Raw genomic sequence first — 24094 nt, forward strand, 5'->3', positions numbered from 1 at the left:
TCAATGTGTTATGAAAATTCCAGTATAGTAATTACAACAAACTTACAATTTCGGTCAGTGGAACCATGTTTTTGGTGATCCCATACTAACTGAGGCTGTCATTGACCGATTAATTCATCATTCGCATTTATTAGTATTTAAAGGTGATAGTTTCCGTTATAAAGAGTCTTTATTGCATCAATAATTTATAGGTGGCAAGTGGCATGCATTTTTAATTGCCATTTCATACATTTTTTACTTGCCAAATACAAGTTGAAGCGTTGTTTTTAAATAGAGATAAATTAAAGTGACTGGCTAAATGTATTTATCATTTAAATTAATAAACATAGACATTCTAAATTTGAATTTGAAATTATTTTGATGAAAAATATTAGTAATCAAATCATTATGAGCCAAATAAATATACAATTAAGACAAGAAAAGCGCAAGCGCCTTGGTCACGAGCTAAAGCTAGACAGTTTCCAAGTTAGAAATTTATAAATTCTGGATTATATGAAAAAGTAAAAAGCACCTTCACGTTTATGGTGAAGATGCTTTTTCTACTATTAATTTAATATTTTATGAATTTAAAATTCTTATTAAAACTTCATCAATTTAATACCTAGATCATTACTTTCTAGTTTCTCAAAGTTCTTTTTAAAGCGATCAGCTAAATCTTTAGCTTGTTGATCATAGTCATCTTTATTTGGCCACGTGTTGCGAGGATTTAATACATCTCTAGGAACACCAGGGCAAAACTCCGGTATTAGTAGCCCAAATATCGGGTCCGGATTAAATGCAAATTTATCTAATTCTCCTTTTAAAGCTGCTGTAATCATAGCTCGTGTAAAACTTAATTTCATACGTTTTCCTACTCCGTAAGGCCCACCAGTCCAGCCGGTATTAACAAGGTAAACAGTTGTATTATATTTATCAATTTTTTCACCTAGTAGTTTTGCATAAACGCTTGGATAGAGAGGCAAGAAAGGTGCGCCAAAACATGTAGAGAATGTCGCTTGAGGTTTTGTTACTCCTCTTTCTGTTCCAGCAAGTTTGCTAGTGTAGCCAGAAAGGAAATGGTACATTGCTTGTTCTTTTGTAAGTCTAGAAATTGGTGGTAATACTCCAAATGCATCTGCAGTTAAGAATATTATTACGTTCGGGTGCCCAGCTAACCCTGGAATAACTACATTATCAATATGGTTAATTGGGTAAGCAACACGAGTATTTTCAGTTAAACTATTATCATCATAATCTGGTACTCTTGTTTTTTCATTAATAATAGCGTTTTCAAGAATGGCGCCAAAACGAACACTTTTATATATTTCTGGCTCAGTTTCCATAGAAAGGTGGATTGCCTTAGCATAACAGCCACCTTCAAAGTTAAATATTCCAGCATCACACCAACCGTGTTCATCATCTCCAATTAGATAGCGATTCGGGTCGGCGGATAATGTTGTTTTTCCGGTCCCAGAAAGACCAAAGAAAAGTGCTACATCATTATTTTCCCCAATATTTGCTGAACAGTGCATTGGTAGAACGTCATTATCTGGTAAGATTGTATTCATTACACTAAAAATTGACTTTTTCATTTCACCTGCATATTCAGTACCACCAATCAAGACCATTTTCTTTTTGTAATTTACAATAATAAAAGTTTCTGTTTTTGTGCCGTGTTTTTCTGGTTTGGCTCGAAAACCTGGTGCATATACTACTGTAAATTGAGCTTTATGATGTTTTAATTCCTCGTCAGTTGGGCGAATAAATAACTGATGAGCAAATAAATTATGCCATGCATACTCATTTACAACAGTAATCGGTAGACAATACAAGTCATCAGCACCCGCAAAGCCGTCAAACACGAATAGTTGTTTTTCATTTAAATATTGCAGAACATCTGCAAAAAGAGCTTCAAATTTTTCTTCTTCAATTGACTGATTGACAGCTCCCCACGCAATTTTTTGTTCTATAGTAGGTTCTTTTACAATGTATTTGTCTTTGGGAGAACGTCCTGTATACTTTCCTGTAGAAACTCGTAAGGCTCCAGTGTTAGTAAGCTTTCCCTCTCCTCTTTTTATCGCGACTTCTATAAGTTGGGGTACAGATAAATTGCGATGGACCTCAGTATTTATTAAAAGTTTTTCTAATGAGATGTTACTGTTTTTTTCCATAAACATCCACCTCTTTTTATAAAATAATAAACATGTACTATTCTGCTAAATCTTAAATACTTTACATTTTAATAATATGCTGTACCTACTTGTATTTGTGAATCGTTTCACAATTTATACAAAATTATTAGAGAAAGTAAATGTACATTCAGTGAATGTTTAAAATTACTAATGATAAATAATCATTCTATTTTTTTTTATTATTAGAAAACGTAGTTTACATAATTAGATTATAGGAAACTAATTGTGTTTTTTTACAGTATAAGAATTTATAAATTTCTAACTTGAAAACTGTCTAGCGTAAGCAGCCTACGAGCTCGTGACCAAGGCGCTTGCGCTTTTCTTGACTAAATAGAATTAGAGTTTTACTCATTTCATACTTAAGATATTAATCTCATATCAAATAACTTAGCTTTATTCGAGGTCATTTGAAATCGACTTTTTTTTTACTAGTATTGTTTGTCGTCCCTCTTTTTCATTTTCCTCAAAATAAAGAACTTGCCAATCAGTAAAGGTAGATAGTAACTCATTAGGATGTAGCTTGTATTTATTAGAAACTCCAACTTCTTTTGTTTCTTCTGATAAATAAAATGTTTCCATAAAAAAGTATCCATTATCTTTAATGATTGATTTAACATATGGAAAAATTTCGCGATCAAGATAATAAGTAATGATAACTAGATCAAATAAATTCTTTTTAAAATTGAGTTTACTTAAATTAGTTAGATCAATTGCAGTAGCAACTATATCAAGTTGCTTTTCCCTCGCCTGTTCTCTAACATATTGTGTAGCTACCTCCGAAATATCCAATGCTTGTATGTTATAGCCTAATTGAGCAAGAAAAAAACTGTTTGCTCCAAGGCCACAGGCAAGATCTAGGCCTTTCCCACCTGTAAGATAGTCGGACACATTTTTTAACCTTTCATTTGGAGCAACCTGTTGCGTATTACTACTTAAACGGTCTTTATACTTGCTATTCCATTTACTACGTGGATCCAAAACAATTCCTCCATTTACTGTTTTTTTGATTAATTTGGTAATTTCTTTATTCTATTCATAAGCACACCTTCGTTTTTCTTAGACTACCATCTGAAAAATCTTTTATGTTAATCGTACAAAAAAATATATCAAAAAACTACCTTTTAAATAAATAGTAAAAGGTAGTTTTTTGATATTAGTCATTAAGTTCAATTGTCCAATGTGCCTCACCTGTATAAAATGGATTCCTTACAGAAAAATTGTACATGTCTAAATCATTGATTTCGAAAATAATTTTCTCATCATACATTTCTGCTGGTTTGATCGTAATCGTTGGAATAGCCTTTTCACCTTCCACAATAATTCTAGGTTGAAGTTTACCTTGTTGATCTATTAGCTTCATGTTATTCGTTAAAACATCGATTTTCTCTTCTGAGTGGTTAAATATGGATAAGTGTAAGATTAACCTTAGCCCTTCACCATAATCTTCTGCTACTGTATAGGATAAAACAGTAACATCTAATCCGCCAACATTAGCTGTTTCGCCTATTTTGTGAATTCGAGCGGAGCTTTCTTCTTCTGTCGTTTTAGTAGTAATGGTTGCATAAACATCCATTGGGAGTGAGGCGCTTATTACAAAAAATAACAACAAAGACACTAGATAAAAAAGATGTTTTTCATTTTCAACCTCCTTTGACTTAAATTTTCCCTTTTTTGCTACAAACTATGAAAAATTATTCTTTAAATTTCCTACAACAATAAATTTCATCCCACTCTATAAGAGGCAGTAAAACCCCCACTGATTGAAGTTCATCTTTATTTAGATTTAAATAAGATTTACAAAAATTGAGTAATAAAATTTACTACGACGGGGCCAATTAGAACGATAAACAATGTAGGGAAGATAAACAAAACCATTGGAATAAGCATTTTAACAGGGGCTTTCATAGCTTGTTCTTTTGCACTATAACGTTGCTTTTCTCTAATCCTCTTTGTTTGAGCTCTTAATACTTTACTTATTCCTATTCCCATTTGATCAGCCTGGATCATTGAACTCATTACACTTTTAAAAAAATCTGAAGGCACTCGCTCTTTTAACTCAATAAATGCTTGTTTTCTTGATTTTCCGAGCTTCATATCCTCCAATGCCGATAAAAATTCTCTTGAAAGTGGTGAATCCATTTGAGAACACACTTTTTTTAATGCGCCATCCAATCCCATACCAGCTTCTATTGAAACATTTAACATATCAAAAAAGTCAGGCATTGCTTTATCAATTTGCTTCGTCCGTTGGTTACTTTTTGCAACTAAATAATAATTCATATAACCATAAGAAAAAAAAGCAACAATACCAGATAATAGGACGACCTTTCCTGTTTCTTCAGTTGCAGGGGCTAATAATATCGTAAATACGATAAATAAAGCGACCGGTAAGGTTAGTTGGATTAACAGAAAATCACCTGCAGACATTCCTAGTGGATGCCCCGCTGCTTGAAGTTTTTTTTCAATTTGAACCATTTTTTGTTTTGGCATTTTATTTACAGCCAAAACACGTATCTTTGATATTGTAGGTTGAATTAGTCTTGCTGATAACGTTTTATTTCTTAAAGTTTCATCTACTTTTATACCTTTTTGTGTCGGTGTTATTAATAAGGAAACCCTTTTATGCATTATCATTTTACTTTTATACAGTCGGTTAAAGAAGAGAAAACCAATGCATGTAAAAAACAAGAAAGAAAAAAGCCATAAACTAAATATTAACATATTCTACACCTCAATCGTTACGACCTTTTGAATAAATATCCATCCCAAAATACCTGAAATCGTTCCACCGGCCAATAACAACCATCCTAGTGGATGTGAGAACATTGGACTAAAATACTCGGGATTCATTACATTTAATAGTAGACCTAAAATAATCGGCAATAATGTAATGACTAAAGCAGACATTCTCCCTTGAGAAGTAAGTGCCTTTAGTTCATCTTTCATTCGCACACGCTCAGATATCGTTTCATGGATCGTTTCTAATATCGCAGCTAAATTTCCACCTGTTGAACGTTGTATCACGACAGCTGTAACAGCTATTTCTAAATCTTTATTAGGAAGGCGTTTCAGTAAATTTGCAAATGCGGTTTCTGTCGGTATACCAAAATTAATTTCTTTAATCGTTCGTTCAAACTCAATTCCTATTGGGGCAGGGACTTCCCTTGACACTAATTGCATGGCTTGTAGAAAGCTAAAGCCTGATTTCATTGCACTCGCCATCGTTTCTAATGTTTGAGGCAATAATGTCGCTGCATCTGATACTCTTGCTTCTTTTTTCTTTTTTACATAAATAGTGGGGAGCTTCCAACTGATTAATCCAATTACGATTGATAATAGTACGTTCACACCTGATAATATTAGGGCTATAAACATAATTGAGAAAAGGACTATTCTTATAGTCATAAATTCTTCCACTTTTAAGGGAATATCGGCACTTTCTAACTCAATTTTCCATTTATTTTGTTTCGTTTCTGAAGCTTTAATATTTTTAGCGATTGTTGTTATGAATTCTTTGAACACCGTCGGTTTGACTGATGGTACTTCCACTTCTTTTTCTTGAGATACTTTTGAAGATCGTGGGATAAATCGATTAATTCTTTTTTGAACCTTTTGCTTTTTATTCCGATAATAAATAGTAGTCAACGCAAAAGATAAAGTAGAGAGAATAAAAATAAAAATGAACATGAAAATGATCCCCCCAATAAGAAAACAAAAGACTATTGCTCATATTTAAGCCTTTTTGATTACAATTTTTTATTAACTTTTTTCTACAAAAAAGGTCGCAGGTAACTCAAATCCATACTGCTCTAATTTATCAGAACAATAAGGTCGAATGCCGGTAGATGTATGTTGTCCAATTACTTTTCCCTCAGCAGTTGTACCGGTTTGACGAAAAACAAATAGATCCTGTAAAACGATCGTTTCACCCTCCATACCGATCACTTCGGTAATATTAATGACTTTACGACTTCCATCTTTTAATCGGGACTGTTGGATTATGAGATCAACAGCACCAGCCATTTGTTCCCTAATCGCTCGAATTGGAAGATCCATACCTGCCATTAATACCATCGTTTCTAGTCGAGATAACATTTCTCGAGGAGAATTAGAATGTCCCGTAGCTAGTGAACCATCATGTCCGGTATTCATGGCTTGAAGCATATCCAACGCTTCACCACCACGAACCTCTCCAATCACAATCCGGTCTGGTCTCATTCTTAACGAATTTTTTACTAAATCTCGAATCGAAACGGCTCCTTTTCCTTCAACATTCGGTGGTCTTGTTTCTAAAGAAACGACGTGGTCTTGTAATAACTGTAGTTCAGCAGCATCCTCGATCGTGACGATCCTTTCATCATGTGGGATGAAGGAAGATAAAATGTTTAATAAACTTGTTTTACCACTACCCGTACCCCCGCTAATAAATATGTTAAGCCGTGCTTTTACACACGCATCAAGAAATTGTGACATATGTTCTGTTAATGAGTTGAAATTTATTAAGTCTGAAATTTGCAAGCGATTTTGCGGAAATTTCCGAATGGTAATCACTGGTCCTACTAACGATAGGGGTGGAATAATCGCATTCACTCTAGATCCATCAGGAAGTCTAGCATCAACCATCGGACTACTCTCATCTATTCTCCTACCTAATGGTGAAACAATTTTTTCAATCACTTGTAGTACGTGTTCATTGTCCCGAAAATAGTGATCACTTAACATAAGTTTTCCATTTCTTTCGACGTAAATTTGATCTGGCCCATTGACCATTATTTCCGACACATCAGATTCATTTAATAGAGCTGTAATAGGTCCATAGCCAATGAGTTCGTGAGAAACTATTTCGATTAATTCTTTTTTTGCTTCAAACGATAACCGATCGTTTTTTTCATTTATATACTTCATTGCTTCTAATTCAATTAACTCTTTTTGTCCATTGTCTGTAAGGTCTGGCTTCTTTTTTAATTCTGAAATTAAATGATTTTGTAACGAAACTTTTAACTCTGTTTCCTTTGATTTACTCCCTTCTCGAGTTTGAGACTGGTGATGATCTTGTTTACGATCAGTTGAGGAAGCAGCGATATTTTTTTCATTTAATCGTTTTAATAATGACAAATGACACTCCCCCTATTTTTTATTTCTTTGAAAAAAAAATAACTTATTTTTCTTCTTCGCTTTCCTATTTACTTCTACTTCTTCTTGTCCTTCCTGCAATAATTGATCAGATATTTTCATCACTGCTTTTGCGATAGGCGTTCTAGTAGCCATATCTACAAATGGCTCACCTTTATTAATCGAAGATATTACGGTATGATAATCACTCGGAATTCTCCCAAATATTTTCATTTCCAAAACCTCTTCAACTAAACTTCTGGTCATACCTGCCATTTCAGAATCACGATTTAATATCACGTAAATTTTTTCTTTTAACCCCAATAAATTTAACGTTTCTATCGCTAACTTTCCATTTTTTAACGTAGGTAAATCTAATGATGCAATAAGTAAAATGACGTCTGATGATTCTAAAGCAACTAAACTTGTTTCAACAAATGCTGCTGGTGTATCAACGATGATCACATCATAATCTTTTTTCATCTTTTCTAACAGATATGTGATATGTTCTCCTGTAATTAATTCTGCAAATTCAGGGAGAGCAGGTGCCGCTAAAATATCAATTCCGAATTTGTCCTTTGTTACAAAGCTTTGATATGATTTATCCCCATTTTCGTAAGATCTTTTCACCCAATCGTAAATGGTATGAGTTGGTTGCTGATCAAAAAGTAGTGCTGCATCACCAAATTGTAAGTCCAAGTCGATAACTACAACCTTCAAATTATGCTTATTAAAAGCAACAGCCATATTCACACTTAAAGTGGTTTTACCAACTCCACCTTTTGTACTACAAACTGTAATGATTTTTGCATTATTTTTTTCATCCTCATCAATGTCTGCATCTATTTTAAGAGTAACGACGGTCTCAGCCTTTTTTAATGAATCGATAACTTCTTGTTCGTCACTTTCAATATCGAGTACATCAACCGCACCTGAATACATGCCTTTTTTATAATCAATATCTTCGCTGTTTAACAATAATAATACCGCTGTTAATGGAAAGCTCCTCGTTATTTCTTGGCAAATTTCATATGGATTTTGTAACGAATTTGGTCCGATTACAACAATATTTGCTTTAGAGTTAAATAGATCAGCTTTAAGATCAGAAAAAATTTCATAAATCTTATTATTTTTTTTCAAATCATCTAACATCATTTTTATGGCAGTTGAATACATTTTTTTTTCTGAAAGAATCAAATAATTCATTCTCATCTTTGCATCTTTCCTTTTACTAAATCCTCAAATGAAATCTTAGTACGAATAGATGTCTCCTGTTCGTCCGCTCCCCTCAACATAAGCGTGACTACACCAATTTCTTTTGCAAACGCTAGTGCAGTTCCTTCTTCCGGCGTTACTTCTAGTGTCACCATTTCGTATACTTCATTTCTTTCATCATTCTCTATTTGAAACGTTTTGCCAACTGCTAACACTTTAATATCATCAAGTAAAATTCGAGCTGATGTATGTTCACCAATAGGAAAAGGCAAAATGGCAACTACATCAACATAAGAACCCGGTTTTACAAATCTAGAAACGCTTTGCACTTCATTGACTGCAATTGAAATGGCTCTTTTTCCTGGCTGAATTTCAAAAAAAAATTTTTCTGTCATTCCCAAGTCTTCTTGATCGTTTATCTCTTGTTCGTTTAATTGTGGTTCATTTAATGTTTGATTAGCATTCCCGTTACTTGATGTTAATGTATAAACGAGTATTGACATTAACAACCCAAAAAAAATCGCTAATATCCATATTTTTTTTGTATTCATTTCCATCTCCTTTAATCTTTTAAAGATGCCTTTCGCCCGGTGGTTGAAAATTACTGTTGAAAATATCGGATATAATCCTTTGTTTTATTGAACAAGTTTAAAACCGAATGTACCATAATTGACTTGATTAGGAGACGAAGTACCTAACTGACTAAATTGAATAAAACGTCCAGTTACTTCAGCACCTTCGCTAGTTGTTGCTACGTCTTCAAGAAAGAACGAACCAAATCCAACAACTTTGACTTGTTTAATTTGCTTTTGATCGGTTTGTACTGGTTCGTAGATCGGAATAAGTACAACTCTTGAGCAATTTGGCGGATAATTTAAATACGTTGCATTTGGGCAACGAGAAATTCGATCCAAAACAGCCCGTCTCGTAGGACCTGCTAATTGTCCTGTTTGTGTATTTAGAGTTATGCCTACCGTTAAATCAAATTCATAACCATTTTTTAAATCAGTTTCATAATCTTTAGCTCCTGGGCCCGTTAATGCAATGGCACCAAAATGACCATATGCGGAGTCACTTACCTTTAACGTTTGAAGACTTCCAAATGATAAATTCATTGATGGTTGTACTCCTAAAGGAATTGACCCCTTCCCTGTCGTAAGTGGTTGGAGTTGAACGACAGCGCTAGCTTTTATCGTTGGTTCTCTTAAACCAAGTACTTTTGCAAAAAATAGTGTCCCCTGTTTTTCACCACTTACTTCAATTAACGTAGAATCACTATTAATCGAGGTTGTAAACTGTTTAAGATCGTCATCATTTAATTCGATAGTTTTATACACTTCTTGACGTGCCTTTGTTTCACTGCTTGGAAGCTCTTGTGCTCCAGCTAAAGCAGCGGCATCAACAATTTTTTGAAGGCGATTTTTCTCAAGATATAAGGATCCCATATCAATAACGAAAGCTATACTTCCAATAAAGACGGTCATACATAAAACAACTAAAATAATAACAGATCCAGATTCTTCTTTTAAAAATGTTTTCATTTCTTCATTCCACTCTCATTACTGTTTTAGCATTTAATACAACGGGATCGGGTAATACTGTCTTTAATAACGGGACGGAGAGCGTAATTGGATAGGCCAAGTCAATGGTTACGTATGTTCCTCTCGTTCGTCCTACTTTTGAAGGTATTTGAGAAATCGTAATTTGGTTCGTGTTAAGTGATGGGGCAGACTCTTTTACCCTTTGAATAACGTCTGTATCTGTCCCCCCTACACTTGCAACCCTAGCCCCTTCTCGCCCTGCATGTTCTAGGGTAAGATAAGCATGAAAAATACGGCCGAAATCAATAATGATAAATATGAGAAAAACTAGAATGGTTAATGTAATCGCTAATTCAACGGTAGCTTGTCCTTTTTGTGATCTAATCAAAAGTAAATCACTCCCGTATAACATATTGTTCCTAAAACAATGGCAACACCATATGGAAATGCATGATGTAATTCATTTTTATTTAGACCATTTAAAGTTTTTAACTGAGCTGTTGTAAAAATACGTTTAATTGTATTTCGCAATTCTCCTTGCATTATTAATAGTACAAGAGCAATGACACCACCAATTATGGTTATATATAAAAAGGAACCAAAAACAAAGGAACTCCCTTGTAAGGCGCCAATAGCCATTAATAGCTTAACATCGCCCGCAGCTATTCCACCTAACGCATAAGGGATGACTAACAACCCAAACCCGGTTAATAAACCTAAAATGCTAAAAAACAACCCTTCCCATCCAAATGTAATGGTGTTAAAAATAATTCCTATAAACATGGATGGAAACGTAACAATATTGAATATTTTTCTACTTTTTATATCAGTAATAAATGAAATCGCTAACGTAATCAGTAAAACGACAAATGTCATTTCCTATCACCTCAAATTCTTTAATCGATAGGGGTGTTCACCAAAATTAGTCCTTATAAATTAGTATTTGTTTTATTTACTATCTTATTTGTACGGTGTAAAAAAAATCCTACTTTCTTTGTTTAAAAGAAAGTAGGATTTTAGGAACTACGCTAGGATATGTTGTAATTATTCAGTTGAAAAGATTGAACCTCTAACTTCATTAATTTTTTCAATTAAAGAATCACCGAATAATGTGAATGCTGCAATCGCTCCAATTGCAATGACACCTAAGATTAAGCCGTATTCAGTCATCCCTTGTCCTTCTTCTTCTTTAAAAAATTTCATGAATTTATTTAACATAATTTGTATCCATCCTTTATTAGTTTTTATTTGATTACATAAGAAATGCGCACAGCACCTTGGTTAGACATCATAACAGGTACAAAATTTTAAACTTTTCGATCAAAAAAAAATACTACACCCGAAGAATAATAGTAGAAATCACTATTTTCGGTAACTGGCTGACCTATCGCAACATCGATGAAGTCCCTATAGCTTTGCGTCCCAAAGTTTCCTATGGTTTGCCTTTTTTATTTAAAAAGTCACATATATAAATTAAATTTAGTTTGAAAATACTGTTTCTGCAACTTCATTAATTTTTTCAATTAAAGAATCACCGAATAATGTGAATGCTGCAATCGCTCCAATCGCAATAACACCTAAAATTAAGCCATATTCAGTCATTCCTTGACCTTCTTCTTCTTTAAGAAATTTAATAAATTTGTTCATCTTTTTGTGACCACCCTTCAAATAGTATTTTTGTATAAATAATATCGATCCGAAGAATAGTACTTAGTGATCACTATTTTCGGTAACTGGCTAGCATATCGCAACTTCGATGAAGCCCCTATAGCTTTGCGTCCTAAAGTTTCCTTTAGTTTGCCCTTAACATAATGTGAAAGCAACAAACGAAAAATTCTTAAACAATTTGTTTAGGTTATCTCGTCGCTGTAATGTCATAGTAGCACGGAATTTACCTAGTCAACAATGACAAAATAGTTCATATTTTAGATAATGTTGGTATATTATTTTAAAATAATTATAACGTTCGATTTATAAACAATTACGTTACTAGCAGAAAAGGATGTGGTTTTCATGAAGTTAATCCTAGAAAATTCTGTGCAACATATTCCTATCAAAATTTTTCAATACAATACATTTCTTAAAAGATTAAAAGGTTTAATGTTTCGTATGAAACCCATTGTTAAAGAAGGCATATTACTGTCACCTTGCAATTCCATTCACATGTTTTTTATGAATTTCTCCATAGATGTTGTTTTTTTGAACGATAAAAATCAAATTATTTTTATTAAAGAAAATGTAAAACCTTGGTCAGTTATTTTTCCTATTAAGCATGCCGTATCAGCCCTGGAATTGCCTAATGGGACTATATCGAAATACTCCATACAACTTGGCGCATTTATTGAGATATAATGATACCCTTCTATGAAAAAATGATCTCTGATAAGAGATCATTTATTTATTGACGATAACTAGATTATCGTTAAACGTTTTTTGTTTCTCATGCATATTTTTTTCAGAGTCTTCAAATATTCTAAAACATTCAACTAATCCTCTAACTAGCAGTTTAATGATAAACAACGAAAAAAATGTGCGAATAATTGACCATTTATTATATTTAACTAAATTAGTATATTTTTCAAACCAATATTCAAGTCCGCAAGCTGGCACCGTAAAGAGTAATGCTTGAAGTAAGATTGTTTTTATATTTTTTTTGTAACTAACTTGATTAAACCAAACGCAAACTAATGGGCAGAGTAAATAATCATAAATCACGCTCGTTTCAAAAGACTTTGGTAAAAACCGGGCCGGATAGGAAATTCTTTTTGTTTTCACCATAAGTGAGTCGATATAAGTGACAAAATAGGAATTTAGTAAAAATGAAATAACCCAATCCTTTATATTTTTCTTTTTCAAGAAAATAGTAGGCAGTAGCCCGAGTCCTAATAATAGTAGGAATCTTAAAATTTTCCGATCCATGTTTGCACTCCTCTTTACTTGAATTAATAATTTTATTTTAAAACTAATCAAGAAAAATATTCATTAATCTAACTAAAAAACATGACTTCTGAACTATGTATCCATCTTTAGTAAAAAGGTAAATGCAATCCATATAACACACAAAAAGAAGTACGCTTCAAGAAGAATGAGGCATACTTCTTTTATTTACAGGTTGTAACTTTATGCATTTTGAAGACGAATTGCATGAAAGGCATCGTGTACAGCATTTAAAATTTTTCCTGGTTTAACACAGTCTCCTACTGAAGCTATTGGAACTGTATCCTCTAATTCCTTTATTAATTCACTCTCTGGAAGGTATCCTGTAGCAATGACAACTGAATCACAATCATACATTTGTTCCTTTCCATCTGTTAGCAAAGTTACGTTTGTATAGCAAATAGACTCAACTTTTGTTTTTGTCATAATATAAATACCACTTTCTTTTAGTAAGGCTCTTAGCTTCATCTTATTATTTAATGAATGACTATCTCCTTGTAAAATATCATCAAGAATCTCAACTATGGTTACTTCCTTCCCTTGTTGTTTTAAGAAAAGGGCTGTTTCACAACCAACTAAACCGCCACCAATGACTACTACTTCATCACCAGTTATTTCTTTACCAAGTAATACATTATTTGCATACTTAACATGGGCCTTATCAATCCCAGGAATAGGTGGTGTTGCTTCTTTCGCCCCTAGAGCAAGTATAACAAGGTCATCTTTTCGATTGATGATATCAGTAACTGACCCTTCTTTAAGTAATTTTAAATTAATTGGGTGCTTACTTACTTGTGTTTTTAAATAATCAGTATATTTTATAACATCTTTTTTAAATGATGGCGCACCAGCTGCAAGTAGGTTCCCCCCTAAATGGTCTTTTTTCTCCCAAAGCTCTACCTTAAAACCTCGTTTTGCAGCAGATATCGCTGCGGTCATTCCTCCTGGTCCACCACCAACGACTAAAATTGATTTTGTTTTTTTCGCTTCCTTAAGATTGTATTCGCTTACATAACCACACGTTGGGTTAATTGCACAGGTTGTGTTTTTACCTGAGAACCCACCTAAGAGACATTCATTACATCCAATACAAGGAATGATATCATCAATTTTTCCATCAGCGACCTTATTTACCCATTCAGGATCAGCTAGTAGTTGATGACCAAGTCCAACAAAGTCTGCCTTCCCTTCTTGTAATACTTGCTCTGCAAAAGCTGGTTCACTTAACTTTCCTTGTGCGAGAACCGGTATTTTTACTGCTTTTTTAATAGCTTGAGCAAGGTTAATTTGGGCGCCTTTTTCTTCATAAACCGTTGAGATTGCATGATACCATGCTTCATAACAGCCTTTATCTACATGAAGTGCCGCCACACCCGCGTTCTCTAATATCTTTGCTATTTCAATACCTTCTTCAAGTTCACGTCCATCTTCTACACCATGATATGGAGTAAATTTAAATATGATCGGAAAATCTTTTCCACATGTTTTTTGAACTTCCGCTATTAACTCACGACTAAAACGTGTTCTTCCTTCTAAATCTCCACCATATTCATCCGTTCGTTTGTTCCATAAAGTTGAGTGGAATTGATCTATCAGATAACCTCCATAACCATGAATTTCAATAGCATCTGCACCTGCTTGCTTGGCTAGGCTTGCTGAATATCCAAAAGCCTTTATTAGATATTGAATATCTTCAATAGTAAATGGCTTACATGTTAAAGATGGAAACCAAAAAGCGGGAACTGGACTTGGTGCGTATGGTGGTGTAAATGGATCCACAAATGAAACGCGCCCTAAACCAGGACTTAATTGAACACATACTTTTGCACCATATTGATGCGCACGTTCTATTAAAAGATTTAATCGGCCAACTTTATTGAAATGGTCAAGGAGATGACATGGACGAGGTTCATATTTATCAGTTATTGTATTTGCACCAGTAATGATGAGGCCTATTCCACCTTTTGCACGAGCGGTGAAATAATGAATATTTCGATCAGAATACCCACCATCAGGATCTGTAGTCGTTCCCATTGGTGCCATAAATACACGATTCCGTAAATTCATCTTACCGATATTCGCTTTACTTAACATCTTCAACATGACAAAACCCTCCCTCAATCTTTATTTACTTCGATTATATTAACTTGTTAAACGTTTCACAATGTCATTTTTCATAATTTAACCAATTCTAATTGTGCAATTTTAACAACTAAGATAAAATATGGTTGATATAACTAATCTTTAGGCTGCGGAGGATTTTGTATGAAAATATTACAACTTATTGAACGCTTACAAAAATTAGCTCCATTGAAACAGCTTAGTTATCCAGAACGCAGTATTGCTAACATTGAACCATTACATTCAAATTTACAAAATTTTGAGTTAAACACACTTTATTATGGCAGCACACAAGTATTGTCCACGCTTCCACAAAATGCCAACTTTTTATTTCAAAGTAATCTCGCTAGCGACTTGATTAACATTGATAATAATAATTTGATCTACGTAGCTGATCATAAATTTGATATCGCTGTATCCATTGTAAAAATGGCCCTTGCAGAAAAAAAAGTTATTCAAGACGCAAAAGAACGTCTTTTTGATGAAGTAATCAAAGAATCTAGTATCTCTTCAATCCTTTATACAGCCTACGGAATATTAGGAAATCCCATTGCATTAACGGATCCTACGTATAGACTGCTAGGCTTCTATCCAGAAAAAAAAATAAATGATCCAGTATGGGATAGTCTATATGTAAGAGGATTTTTAGAACAGGATTTTGTTATGATGTTTGAAACAGACAAAACAAAAGAGAAGTCATTAGTTAGTGATAGGCCTATTTATTTAAATTGGAGTTGGGCACAAGAAATACCAAGACTTTCTGCAACAGTTATTGATGGAAAGAAAATATATGGTTATTTAGGTATTATTGAATACAATAAACCTTTTTCGCAGGCAGATTATGAAATAACCCATTTAGTATGTAAGGTTTTATGTTCTATTCTGAAAAGAAAAACAACACCAGCTAGTGAGCCATCTATTTTGAAACAAACATTTCTTGCAAATCTTTTGGACGGTGGGATTTCATCTGAAGATACACTTCAAAAAACAATGGCTCGAGCTAAACTACCGTTTAAAGCACCATATTGTATTTTCGCTGCACCTCTAAATTTCATGAAAGAAAATACGTCATTATTAACTATTGCACATAACCAGCTTACGTTAAAAATCGAAAATATCCATTTATGTACTCACGGAGGTTATCTAGTTCTTCTATTATTTGGCAAAGGGATTGAACGGTCTATAAAAGTTACAGTGGACATACTTAAAAATCTTACTATTCATTTTGGAGTTAGTAATGTCTATTACGAATTAATCAATTCTACTATTTATTATCGACAAGCCATAGTTGCAAATAAAATTGGAAGAAAAATAGATAGAAAAAAAAACTACTATAAGTATGAAAATTATGTTTACCAACACTTAATTGAATCTGCTTTGAAAGAAGAATCCTCATTAGTTTTTGTGTATCCAGGTTGTAAAACTCTTATTGAATATGATCATAAAAATAAAACAAATTACGCAAAAACACTTCATTTATACCTTACAAAATATAAAAATATTAACGATACATCTAATGAATTAAACATACATCGTAACACCTTAACTTACAGACTTAAAAAGTGTGAAGAAATTGCAGGTTTCCAGTTAACTAATGAAATGCATTGTAAACATCTCCAGATTTCATTAGACATCTTGTTATATAAGGAATATTTGTAACTATTCTTTCTTTAAATTGTGTATAATTTAATAGAGGAGGTGAATGATATGAAAGTTTCTTACGAAATAAAAACAGAATTTGATATAAAAGAAGTAAAAGAACTATTAAAACCGTTCGGTGGTAGATGTGCAAAAGTAGATGGTACTTCATTAGTCTATCAAATTAAGGATGAAAAAGAAAAAGAAGCATTTGAAGCGCTAAAGGAAAAAGGATACATAGGCTAAAAAGCTTACGTGCTTTTTATAGCAAATAAGAAAAGCGCAAGCGCCTTGGTCACGAGCGAAAGGCACTGGAAGGCCTTTGACAGAAGCCGCTCTTTGGCTTCCGCGTGCTTCTGCGTCTTACAGCAATGCTTCGAAGTAGGCTTCCTCGAAGCATTGCTGCATGAAGCTATTCAGAGACGTTATTCATGTAGTCATTGAAGTCAGAAACTTGACTTAAGTGACCGAGCTCGTAGGCGCTGAAGCTAGACAGTTTCCAAGTTAGAAATTTATAAATTCTGATTATGCAAAAAAGTAGTTCACCTCCATTGGTGACTACTTTTTTTGTATTAAATTCAAGGCTATACATAAACATAAATTATTTTTTAAATTATTTCTTGGTTTTCTTGTATCATCATTTTCTTTTTTGGCTCCTTCGTCCATTTTCCTAATAGTAGAAATTCTACAAACTTTTCTTGTTTTAGTGGTTTACTACATAAGTAACCTTGAAATTCCTTGCAATCTAAAGTTTGAATAATTGAAAGTTGTTCATTTGTTTCAATTCCTTCAACGACTACCGATTTATTTAACTTATGACACAAGCGAATCGTAGCTTCGAATATTTCATAAGTTTCATTATTACTTAAAATGTCGTTTATAAGGCTTTTATCAATCTTTATTGTGTCACATGGTAATTTTCTCAAATAATTTAAAGATGAATAGCCTGTCCCAAAGTCATCTAGTGCTAGGGAAATACCCATGCTTTTTAATTGCTTTAATGTCTTTAATACATGTTCTTCTCGATCGATTATGACGCTTTCCGTTATTTCAAATTCTAAGTAACTTGAGTCGACGCCCTCTTCATTCAATATTGTCGAAACCGTTGAAACAAAGTCCGCTTGGAATAATTGAAGGGAAGAGATATTTATCGATATCTTCTCAAAGTTTATGCCCTGTTCTAACCATCCTTTAATTTGACGACACACTTCCCTTAGTAGCCATTCGCCCATCTTTACAATTAATCCTGATTCTTCAGCTAGTGAAATAAAATCAATTGGAGAAACAATGCCCCATTTCCGATGATTCCAACGCATTAGCGCTTCGGCTCCAGTTACCTCAAATGTTAATGGGTTAATACGTGGTTGAAAGTAAATAATGAACTCTTCTTTAACTAAAGCTTTTTTCAGATCATTTTTAAGAGTAAACATTTTAAAACTATTTAAATTCATGTTTGGGGAATAAATTTGATATTGATTTTTCCCTTCCATTTTTGAATGATACACTGCAGTACCAGCATGTTTTAATAACTTTTTAATTGTATCTCCAGAAGAAGGATAGACACTAATTCCTATACTAGCTGAGATAAAAAATTCATAATCATCAATTTTAAATGGATTTTCGTCAAATAAATTCACCAAAAATTTTCCAACCTGATGGATTTCATCAAAATTATTGGTGTTAGGAAAAATTAAGCCGTACTCGTCTCCACCTAATCTACCGCAAAATAGCTTTTTGTTTAACACATTTCTTAATCGTAGTGAAACTTCTCTAAGAAGTTTATCACCTACATCATGCCCAAAAGAATCATTAACGTACTTAAATCCATCTAAGTTTATTAATATAACAGTAAACTGTAGATTATCTTCTTTTGAGTGAATGATTTCTTCAGCTAAACGCTTTTCAAAACTTCTGCGATTATTCAACCCAGTTAAATAATCATAATATGAAAGGTGGCTCACTTTCTCTTGTTCGTTAATAGTACGTAAACTGAAAACTATTCCGTTTATATAAGGGTCATCAATATAATTAGTAGTATTTAATTCGCACAGAATCCACGAACCGTTTTTGTGTCTTACATTAATATGAAAATGTAATGATTTTTCCTGTTTAGCTACGAGATTTTTTAGCTTTTTCGTTTTAGTATCTTCATTATTAAAGTAGTCAAATAGATTTGTTCCTATTACATCTTCAACTTTGTATCCCATCATTTGTTCTACTGAATTATTTTGATAGATTATTTTCATCTCTTGATCAATGATGCCAATCACATCATTTGAATTCTTTGTAAAAAAATTTAACATTCTCTCTTTTTGTATGGCCCGAAACTCAAATTCTTTTTTATCAGAAATATCTTCTCTAAGAGTTAAGAATTGATAAGGGTTTCCTTTTGCATCTAAAACCGGAAAAATCGTCATTTCATTCCAAGTTGTAGAGCCATCTTTGCGTTTAATTTTAATTTCATCTTTCCAAATGTCACCTAAAAGAATGGTGTTCCACATATCTTTAAAATATTGTGTTGAATGATAACCGGAATTAAAAACTCGAGTGTGTTTTCCAATTATTTCGTCTTTTTCATAACCTATTACTTGGCAGCACTTTTCGTTAACAAAAAGAATAACTCCCTCGGTATCGGTAATTAAAATTTTGGCCTCATTATTAATAACAGAATTTATTCTCTCGATATCAATTGCTAAGTGATCCGTACTTTCATTTCTTAACATTTTTTCTATTTTGTCATATTCATTTAAAAGGTGGTCAAGCTTCTGACTAACTTTAATAGTTTCCTCAGAGGATAATCCTTTCAAAGAAGCATGTTTAACCATAAGTTTTCTAGTATGTTCGATTTCCTTTAACAATTCAGTATTGTTGCGCATGATACCACCCTCTTACATTAAATAAACCACAAATTTATTACTATAATCACATTATGTCAAAAAAACACACACTTTTGAATGCATTCGACAAAACAAGACACTATCTTCACATTCCAAATTTTTCCCTAGTACATTTTTGTACAAATTAATAATTTTTATCGAAGTAGTTTGAATCATGTCACAAAAAGATATATTCTAAGATTAGACACTGTAATGGTTGGTGAACTATGATAAATAAACAGCTAAGAAAACTTAAATATCTTTGTCTTAGGTTATTAAGGATTAATGATAGAGCTCATAGTATAGCAGGAGGCTTTTCGATTGGCTTTTTAATAAACTTTATACCATCATTTGGCTTTGGACCGTTTCTTTCCACTATAGGACCTAAATTAGTGAAAGGAAATCCTGTTGCAGGGTTAATTGGATGTATAGCCTTTATTTGGGCGTTCCCGTTATTTTTTTATTTAAATATTATCGTCGGTGAATCCTTAATACCTATGCAATTTGAAAATAACATCGAAATAATAATTGAAGAAATTGAAGTGAGCCCCGTTGAACCTGAAGAAGTTCTTGAAGCAGGTTTGAAAATTGGTAAGACATTTATAGTTGGCATGTGTCTTAATATGGTTATTTTTGGCATCATCCTTTACTTTCTCATCCATTATATCATTAAGAAATATCGCCGAGATCTCCTTAGGTTATTGTATAAAAAGTGGCGGTTAAAAAAGTGGCAATAATTAATAGTTTAATGAATTTCATAATCCATCCTTCTCGCCACCAAGGTGCTATATAGAGTTACATCAAACTGTTCGTAACTATAAATAGATTTATGTAGCTCGGTTTTTGTAATGATGAAATTCACTCAGATGAATATATTTCCGAGTTACCTTCACCTATTAACAAAGCTGAACTTCAATTAGTTGGGTGACTGCCGCTAAAGAGTTAAATAAAATTAGCGATTTTCATAATGGGATATTTATGTGCTAGTTCACCTATATGTAGTGAATGATCGCACTATCAAACTACATATAGTTTGATGCTGCTTGAATAATGAAATTCACTCAATAAGAGAAGTGTTTTCCTAAAAGAAATCTTTTATTTTTTCTTCAAATTGTATTGCAAAAGAGGCTAGAATTTGTTAAGGTTTACAAAAGTTCATATTTTCTCTACTTCATTTTTTGAAGTGATAGAGGCGCAATGACCATTAGTACAAACTTTAAGGAGAGTGAGCTCCGTTGACGGGTTTGAAAAGGGGGATTTGCCGAAGCGACGAGTTTCTCATTGGCTTTGTTGCTGGGTCTGTCATTGAACAAATACAGAACTGTCGTATAGTTTTTAACTATATGGAGGGCTATCTTACGCTAGAATAACCGTTGATTTTTTCCTAGCAGCAGCGATTCCCTCGTTGTTGTTTTTGTTTTTTCTAAAGGTTTACGGTGATCTTTGCGATTTAGCTCTATTCAGAACTTAACATCGTCATTATAAACAATGGCGAAAAAAATCTAATGAATAGAGGTGTTCTACATGAATTTTGGGCAATTATTAACTGCGATGGTTACCCCATTCGATCAAGAAGGAAAAGTTGATTTTCAAGCAACAAACTCATTAATTAATTACTTAATAGCAACTGGAACGGAAGGTATCGTTGTTGCTGGAACAACAGGTGAATCTCCGACATTAACTACTCAAGAAAAAACTGAATTATTTAAATATGTTGTAGAAGTGGTAGACGGGCGTGTTCCGGTAATTGCAGGAACTGGATCAAATAATACAGTTGCATCTATAGAGTTAACAAAAATTGCAAGTTCTGTAGGGGTCGACGGCATTATGTTAGTCGTACCTTATTATAATAAACCAAGTCAAGAAGGACTTTATCAACACTTCAAAACAATAGCTGAATCAACAGAATTACCAGTAATGCTTTACAATATTCCTGGACGAAGTGCTGTTAATATGTTACCAGAGACAATTATACGCCTTGCTCAAATTGAAAATATCGTTTGTATTAAAGAAGCTAGTGGAGACTTAGAAGCGATTGCCAATATTATTCAACACACGCCTGAAGATTTCCTAGTTTATACTGGAGATGATAGTTTAACACTACCATTAATGTCAATTGGTGGGTACGGTGTAGTAAGTGTTGCTTCTCACGTTGTTGGTCTTGAAATGAAACAAATGATTACAGCATTCCAAAATGGCGAATATAAACAAGCTGCCCAAATGCATCGTAATCTATTACCGATTATGAAATCAATGTTTATTGCACCCAACCCAACTCCTGTAAAAGCTGCACTAGAAATGCTTGGTCAAAACGTTGGGTCGGTACGATTACCGTTAGTTCCACTTACCCTTGAAGAAACACAAATTGTCCATTCTGCATTAGAGCCAAAGATTTTATCTTCAGCTGTATAAATGTATTGCGATATAAGAAAAGCGCAAGCGCCTTGGTCACGAGCGAAAGGCACTGGAAGGCCTTTGACGGAAGCCGCTCTTTAGCTTCCTACGTGCTTCTGCGTCTTCTAGTATTGCTTCGTAGTAAGCTTCCTCGAAGCAAAGCTGCATGAAGCTATTCAGAGACGTTATTCATGTAGTTATTGAAGTCAATAGCTTGACTGAAGTGACCGAGCTCGTAGGCGCTGAAGCTAGACAGTTTCCAAGTTTGCAATTTTATACTTTCTTACATAGAAAAAAAAGAAGCTTTCAAGCTATATTAATAGCCTAGAAGCTTTTTTTATGGAATTACGCTTTATCTACTTTTCACCAATAGTTCCACAGCTTCTTGTATAAACTTATCCGTTCCCTCACCCTTTTCTATTTGATCTCTGATACATTTTTCTAAGTTTTCACTAACTACTACGCCTATTGCGCGATCAAGAGCATTTCGTGCAGCTGACATTTGAACAACCAATTCTTTACAATCCTTTTCTTCTTCCATCATTCGCAAAATTCCTTTTATTTGTCCTTCAATTCTTTTTACTCTATTTTTAACCTTATCGTCATATTTCATTTATTTTTCCACCCTTCATGCAATACTTATCAAACGCTAATCACTTTAAGAATCATTCGCACTTCCATTATATACCCCTTACAGTATTAAAGCAAGGCTCTAAATATGAATTCCTATAGGAGTTGTCAGTTTTATAATTTATTGTGAAATTGTTCATCAGTATTAGCCATAACAGAATCTCAATTGTTGTACTCTTTCCTGACAGAAAATAAAAATACAAAAAGTCTGATCAACATTTCCGTAGTCAGACTTCTTTTATGTAATGTATTCTTAATTGCTTCCTTTAGTGTTTAATCTATTTCTTTAGCAAATATCCCTAGTTTTCCTTTCAACTTCTCGTATAATTGTTCCAATGTTCCCTCGTCATTGATTGGATAGTTCGGTTCACCGCGATCAATGACAAAACCATGAACTAGAAATGTTTTCATTCCTATTTGTGATGCGGACATATCCTCTTGCTTGTCATTTCCAACCATAATACAATCTTCTGGCTTCACTTCTAGGCGGTGACAAATATTTCGGTAATACTCGACATGTGGCTTTGTATAAACACTTTCTTCGTATACAGTCACGATATCAAATGTTAATTCGTTAATACCAGCCCAACGTAAACGCTCATAAATAGCTGCTTTTGGAAATAAGGGATTAGTAGCAATCACAATACGGTAACCTTGATTTATGGCTTCTTCGACTACTTTTTTTGCGACCGGTGTGGGTTCCGTTAAGTAATCTAAAGTAGGAAATGTTTCTTCATAAAATTTATCTAATGTCGGCCAAATTTCTTCTTTATTAAGATTCACTAATGATAGGAATGACTTCGTGAAGACTTGTTCATTTGTTTTTTCTTCCTCTAGATTACGTATCATCGCATCTGTACCAGCAAGTAGAGCTTTTGTAAATTCATGAGGATCAAGTATGTGTGATACTCTTGATGCTAATTTCTGTATATAGTTTTTCACAAATAAATCCGTGTCCATAGGAAGCAATGTACCATCTAAATCAAATAAAATTACTTTTGACATCTCTTATTCGCCTCACCTTAGTTTTTATTAACAATGCCAAATATACCATACACAATTGTAAAAAGCCTAACGAAAACATTAGGCTTTTTTAATCGTTAAACTTTATTAAATTTCGATGTCTACTCCGATACTGTCTACTCTTCCAACCTCTTTAATATAATTAGCAACAGCTTGATGATTAGGGTCTGTTACATAGGCATCAAGAGATGCACGGTCTTCAAAACGAACCATAAGAACGACTTGATATTCCTTGTTTCGCTCAGAAATATTTAGTCCAGCATGAAGTTCAACAATACCAGTAAGGTGTTCTTTCAATGCTTTAAATCGTTCAATCACTTCAAGTAATTGATCGGCAGTGGTATCCTCGGAAAATTTAACTAAAACTATACGTTGAATCATTTGGAGTTCCTCTTTTCTTCCTAAAATTTTATTTCACTGCTCATTTTAACGATCA

Annotated in this window: 25 protein-coding genes, 1 pseudogene and 3 riboswitches; of the genes and pseudogenes, 7 read left to right on the forward strand and 19 right to left on the reverse strand. The window is 33.4% G+C overall.

Annotated elements, in window-relative coordinates; translation table 11 throughout:
* Positions 1-184, forward strand: a pseudogene (locus BKP37_RS19460) (ATP-binding protein); the annotation flags it as partial.
* Positions 185-578: 394 nt separating this feature from the next.
* Here the strand turns inward: BKP37_RS19460 and pckA are convergent.
* From pckA to BKP37_RS19780, 13 genes are all read right to left on the reverse strand, one after another.
* Positions 579-2150, reverse strand: coding sequence for a phosphoenolpyruvate carboxykinase (ATP) (gene pckA, locus BKP37_RS16660; protein ID WP_071310760.1), 1572 nt, complete (start codon positions 2148-2150; stop codon positions 579-581).
* A 414-nt stretch (positions 2151-2564) separates the two neighbouring features.
* Positions 2565-3149: a class I SAM-dependent methyltransferase gene (locus BKP37_RS16665; protein WP_071310761.1), complete on the reverse strand. Its 585-nt coding sequence runs from the start codon at positions 3147-3149 to the stop codon at positions 2565-2567.
* 175 nt (positions 3150-3324) lie between these two features.
* Entirely contained in the window at positions 3325-3777 is a 453-nt protein-coding gene (locus tag BKP37_RS16670; RefSeq protein ID WP_169823169.1) for a DUF4352 domain-containing protein, read from the reverse strand.
* A gap of 188 nt (positions 3778-3965) precedes the next feature.
* Positions 3966-4799, reverse strand: a complete 834-nt coding sequence (locus BKP37_RS16675; RefSeq protein ID WP_169823170.1) for a type II secretion system F family protein — start codon at positions 4797-4799, stop codon at positions 3966-3968.
* A 96-nt stretch (positions 4800-4895) separates the two neighbouring features.
* The gene (locus BKP37_RS16680) at positions 4896-5858 is read right to left on the reverse strand and encodes a type II secretion system F family protein (protein ID WP_071310764.1); all 963 of its coding nucleotides are present in this window, start codon (positions 5856-5858) and stop codon (positions 4896-4898) included.
* Between the two features lie 72 nt (positions 5859-5930).
* The gene (locus BKP37_RS16685) at positions 5931-7286 is read right to left on the reverse strand and encodes a TadA family conjugal transfer-associated ATPase (RefSeq protein WP_071310765.1); all 1356 of its coding nucleotides are present in this window, start codon (positions 7284-7286) and stop codon (positions 5931-5933) included.
* 12 nt (positions 7287-7298) lie between these two features.
* Positions 7299-8495 carry a CpaE/TadZ family protein gene (locus BKP37_RS16690; protein WP_071310766.1) on the reverse strand — a complete coding sequence of 399 codons (1197 nt, stop codon included), beginning with the start codon at positions 8493-8495 and terminating at the stop codon, positions 7299-7301.
* Positions 8492-9049, reverse strand: a complete 558-nt coding sequence (gene cpaB / locus BKP37_RS16695; RefSeq protein ID WP_071310767.1) for a Flp pilus assembly protein CpaB — start codon at positions 9047-9049, stop codon at positions 8492-8494. Before cpaB ends, BKP37_RS16690 begins: the two co-directional genes overlap by 4 nt.
* A gap of 84 nt (positions 9050-9133) precedes the next feature.
* Positions 9134-10039, reverse strand: coding sequence for a pilus assembly protein TadG-related protein (locus BKP37_RS16700; protein ID WP_071310768.1), 906 nt, complete (start codon positions 10037-10039; stop codon positions 9134-9136).
* 4 nt (positions 10040-10043) lie between these two features.
* Positions 10044-10427 carry a TadE family protein gene (locus tag BKP37_RS16705; RefSeq protein WP_169823171.1) on the reverse strand — a complete coding sequence of 128 codons (384 nt, stop codon included), beginning with the start codon at positions 10425-10427 and terminating at the stop codon, positions 10044-10046.
* Positions 10424-10915 (reverse strand): A24 family peptidase, encoded by a 492-nt coding sequence (locus BKP37_RS16710; RefSeq protein ID WP_071310770.1) that lies wholly within the window; start codon positions 10913-10915, stop codon positions 10424-10426. Before BKP37_RS16710 ends, BKP37_RS16705 begins: the two co-directional genes overlap by 4 nt.
* Positions 10916-11083: 168 nt before the next feature.
* Positions 11084-11257 carry a Flp family type IVb pilin gene (locus BKP37_RS19775; protein WP_139193167.1) on the reverse strand — a complete coding sequence of 58 codons (174 nt, stop codon included), beginning with the start codon at positions 11255-11257 and terminating at the stop codon, positions 11084-11086.
* A gap of 149 nt (positions 11258-11406) precedes the next feature.
* Positions 11407-11493: riboswitch (cyclic di-GMP riboswitch) on the reverse strand.
* 25 nt (positions 11494-11518) lie between these two features.
* Entirely contained in the window at positions 11519-11686 is a 168-nt protein-coding gene (locus BKP37_RS19780; protein WP_139193168.1) for a Flp family type IVb pilin, read from the reverse strand.
* 78 nt (positions 11687-11764) lie between these two features.
* Positions 11765-11851: riboswitch (cyclic di-GMP riboswitch) on the reverse strand.
* A 201-nt stretch (positions 11852-12052) separates the two neighbouring features.
* Here BKP37_RS19780 and BKP37_RS16715 point away from each other — a divergent pair.
* Entirely contained in the window at positions 12053-12391 is a 339-nt protein-coding gene (locus BKP37_RS16715; RefSeq protein WP_071310771.1) for a DUF192 domain-containing protein, read from the forward strand.
* A gap of 42 nt (positions 12392-12433) precedes the next feature.
* Here BKP37_RS16715 and BKP37_RS16720 read toward each other — a convergent pair whose 3' ends face one another.
* Positions 12434-12958, reverse strand: coding sequence for a CBO0543 family protein (locus tag BKP37_RS16720; RefSeq protein ID WP_071310772.1), 525 nt, complete (start codon positions 12956-12958; stop codon positions 12434-12436).
* A gap of 201 nt (positions 12959-13159) precedes the next feature.
* Positions 13160-15079 carry an NAD(P)/FAD-dependent oxidoreductase gene (locus BKP37_RS16725; RefSeq protein WP_071310773.1) on the reverse strand — a complete coding sequence of 640 codons (1920 nt, stop codon included), beginning with the start codon at positions 15077-15079 and terminating at the stop codon, positions 13160-13162.
* Positions 15080-15241: 162 nt separating this feature from the next.
* Between BKP37_RS16725 and BKP37_RS16730 the strand changes: the two genes are divergently transcribed.
* Both BKP37_RS16730 and BKP37_RS20215 read left to right on the forward strand, forming a co-directional pair.
* Positions 15242-16756, forward strand: a complete 1515-nt coding sequence (locus BKP37_RS16730) for a PucR family transcriptional regulator (protein ID WP_071310774.1) — start codon at positions 15242-15244, stop codon at positions 16754-16756.
* Positions 16757-16804: 48 nt separating this feature from the next.
* Complete coding sequence (locus BKP37_RS20215) at positions 16805-16981, forward strand: hypothetical protein (protein ID WP_169823172.1); 177 nt, start codon at positions 16805-16807, stop codon at positions 16979-16981.
* Between the two features lie 362 nt (positions 16982-17343).
* On the opposite strand, the gene BKP37_RS16735 is transcribed toward BKP37_RS20215, so the two are convergent.
* A complete protein-coding gene (locus BKP37_RS16735) occupies positions 17344-19611 on the reverse strand; it encodes an EAL domain-containing protein (RefSeq protein ID WP_071310775.1) in 2268 nt (755 codons plus the stop codon).
* Positions 19612-19838: 227 nt separating this feature from the next.
* On the opposite strand from BKP37_RS16735, the gene BKP37_RS16740 reads away from it, so the two are divergent.
* From BKP37_RS16740 to BKP37_RS20220, 3 genes are all read left to right on the forward strand, one after another.
* Complete coding sequence (locus BKP37_RS16740; protein ID WP_084034829.1) at positions 19839-20348, forward strand: DUF2062 domain-containing protein; 510 nt, start codon at positions 19839-19841, stop codon at positions 20346-20348.
* A 442-nt stretch (positions 20349-20790) separates the two neighbouring features.
* Positions 20791-20973: riboswitch (Lysine riboswitch) on the forward strand.
* A 162-nt stretch (positions 20974-21135) separates the two neighbouring features.
* A complete protein-coding gene (gene dapA, locus BKP37_RS16745) occupies positions 21136-22023 on the forward strand; it encodes a 4-hydroxy-tetrahydrodipicolinate synthase (protein WP_071310776.1) in 888 nt (295 codons plus the stop codon).
* 148 nt (positions 22024-22171) lie between these two features.
* A complete protein-coding gene (locus BKP37_RS20220; protein WP_169823173.1) occupies positions 22172-22333 on the forward strand; it encodes a hypothetical protein in 162 nt (53 codons plus the stop codon).
* A gap of 24 nt (positions 22334-22357) precedes the next feature.
* Here the strand turns inward: BKP37_RS20220 and BKP37_RS16750 are convergent, their stop codons facing one another.
* From BKP37_RS16750 to BKP37_RS16760, 3 genes are all read right to left on the reverse strand, one after another.
* The gene (locus BKP37_RS16750) at positions 22358-22618 is read right to left on the reverse strand and encodes a metal-sensitive transcriptional regulator (RefSeq protein ID WP_071310777.1); all 261 of its coding nucleotides are present in this window, start codon (positions 22616-22618) and stop codon (positions 22358-22360) included.
* A 290-nt stretch (positions 22619-22908) separates the two neighbouring features.
* The gene (locus BKP37_RS16755; protein ID WP_071310778.1) at positions 22909-23640 is read right to left on the reverse strand and encodes an HAD family hydrolase; all 732 of its coding nucleotides are present in this window, start codon (positions 23638-23640) and stop codon (positions 22909-22911) included.
* Positions 23641-23745: 105 nt separating this feature from the next.
* Positions 23746-24039, reverse strand: a complete 294-nt coding sequence (locus tag BKP37_RS16760; RefSeq protein WP_071310779.1) for a Dabb family protein — start codon at positions 24037-24039, stop codon at positions 23746-23748.
* Positions 24040-24094 lie beyond the last annotated feature (55 nt).

The organism is Anaerobacillus alkalilacustris, from assembly GCF_001866005.1.
GTDB lineage: Bacteria > Bacillota > Bacilli > Bacillales > Anaerobacillaceae > Anaerobacillus > Anaerobacillus alkalilacustris.

What these genes read in the sequence shown, in the direction of transcription:
- BKP37_RS16760 (WP_071310779.1), bottom strand. Translation starts at nt 24,039, where the DNA reads ATGATTCAACGTATAGTTTTAGTTAAATTTTCCGAGGATACCACTGCC.
- dapA (WP_071310776.1), top strand. Translation starts at nt 21,136, where the DNA reads ATGAATTTTGGGCAATTATTAACTGCGATGGTTACCCCATTCGATCAA.
- pckA (WP_071310760.1), bottom strand. Translation starts at nt 2,150, where the DNA reads ATGGAAAAAAACAGTAACATCTCATTAGAAAAACTTTTAATAAATACT.
- BKP37_RS16700 (WP_071310768.1), bottom strand. Translation starts at nt 10,039, where the DNA reads ATGAAAACATTTTTAAAAGAAGAATCTGGATCTGTTATTATTTTAGTT.
- BKP37_RS16750 (WP_071310777.1), bottom strand. Translation starts at nt 22,618, where the DNA reads ATGAAATATGACGATAAGGTTAAAAATAGAGTAAAAAGAATTGAAGGA.
- BKP37_RS16740 (WP_084034829.1), top strand. Translation starts at nt 19,839, where the DNA reads ATGATAAATAAACAGCTAAGAAAACTTAAATATCTTTGTCTTAGGTTA.
- cpaB (WP_071310767.1), bottom strand. Translation starts at nt 9,049, where the DNA reads ATGAATACAAAAAAAATATGGATATTAGCGATTTTTTTTGGGTTGTTA.
- BKP37_RS16720 (WP_071310772.1), bottom strand. Translation starts at nt 12,958, where the DNA reads ATGGATCGGAAAATTTTAAGATTCCTACTATTATTAGGACTCGGGCTA.
- BKP37_RS16690 (WP_071310766.1), bottom strand. Translation starts at nt 8,495, where the DNA reads ATGAGAATGAATTATTTGATTCTTTCAGAAAAAAAAATGTATTCAACT.
- BKP37_RS16725 (WP_071310773.1), bottom strand. Translation starts at nt 15,079, where the DNA reads ATGTTGAAGATGTTAAGTAAAGCGAATATCGGTAAGATGAATTTACGG.
- BKP37_RS16675 (WP_169823170.1), bottom strand. Translation starts at nt 4,799, where the DNA reads ATGCATAAAAGGGTTTCCTTATTAATAACACCGACACAAAAAGGTATA.
- BKP37_RS20215 (WP_169823172.1), top strand. Translation starts at nt 16,805, where the DNA reads ATGAAAGTTTCTTACGAAATAAAAACAGAATTTGATATAAAAGAAGTA.
- BKP37_RS16680 (WP_071310764.1), bottom strand. Translation starts at nt 5,858, where the DNA reads ATGTTCATTTTTATTTTTATTCTCTCTACTTTATCTTTTGCGTTGACT.
- BKP37_RS16730 (WP_071310774.1), top strand. Translation starts at nt 15,242, where the DNA reads ATGAAAATATTACAACTTATTGAACGCTTACAAAAATTAGCTCCATTG.
- BKP37_RS20220 (WP_169823173.1), top strand. Translation starts at nt 22,172, where the DNA reads ATGAAGCTATTCAGAGACGTTATTCATGTAGTTATTGAAGTCAATAGC.
- BKP37_RS16710 (WP_071310770.1), bottom strand. Translation starts at nt 10,915, where the DNA reads ATGACATTTGTCGTTTTACTGATTACGTTAGCGATTTCATTTATTACT.
- BKP37_RS16715 (WP_071310771.1), top strand. Translation starts at nt 12,053, where the DNA reads ATGAAGTTAATCCTAGAAAATTCTGTGCAACATATTCCTATCAAAATT.
- BKP37_RS16735 (WP_071310775.1), bottom strand. Translation starts at nt 19,611, where the DNA reads ATGCGCAACAATACTGAATTGTTAAAGGAAATCGAACATACTAGAAAA.
- BKP37_RS16755 (WP_071310778.1), bottom strand. Translation starts at nt 23,640, where the DNA reads ATGTCAAAAGTAATTTTATTTGATTTAGATGGTACATTGCTTCCTATG.
- BKP37_RS19775 (WP_139193167.1), bottom strand. Translation starts at nt 11,257, where the DNA reads ATGTTAAATAAATTCATGAAATTTTTTAAAGAAGAAGAAGGACAAGGG.
- BKP37_RS19780 (WP_139193168.1), bottom strand. Translation starts at nt 11,686, where the DNA reads ATGAACAAATTTATTAAATTTCTTAAAGAAGAAGAAGGTCAAGGAATG.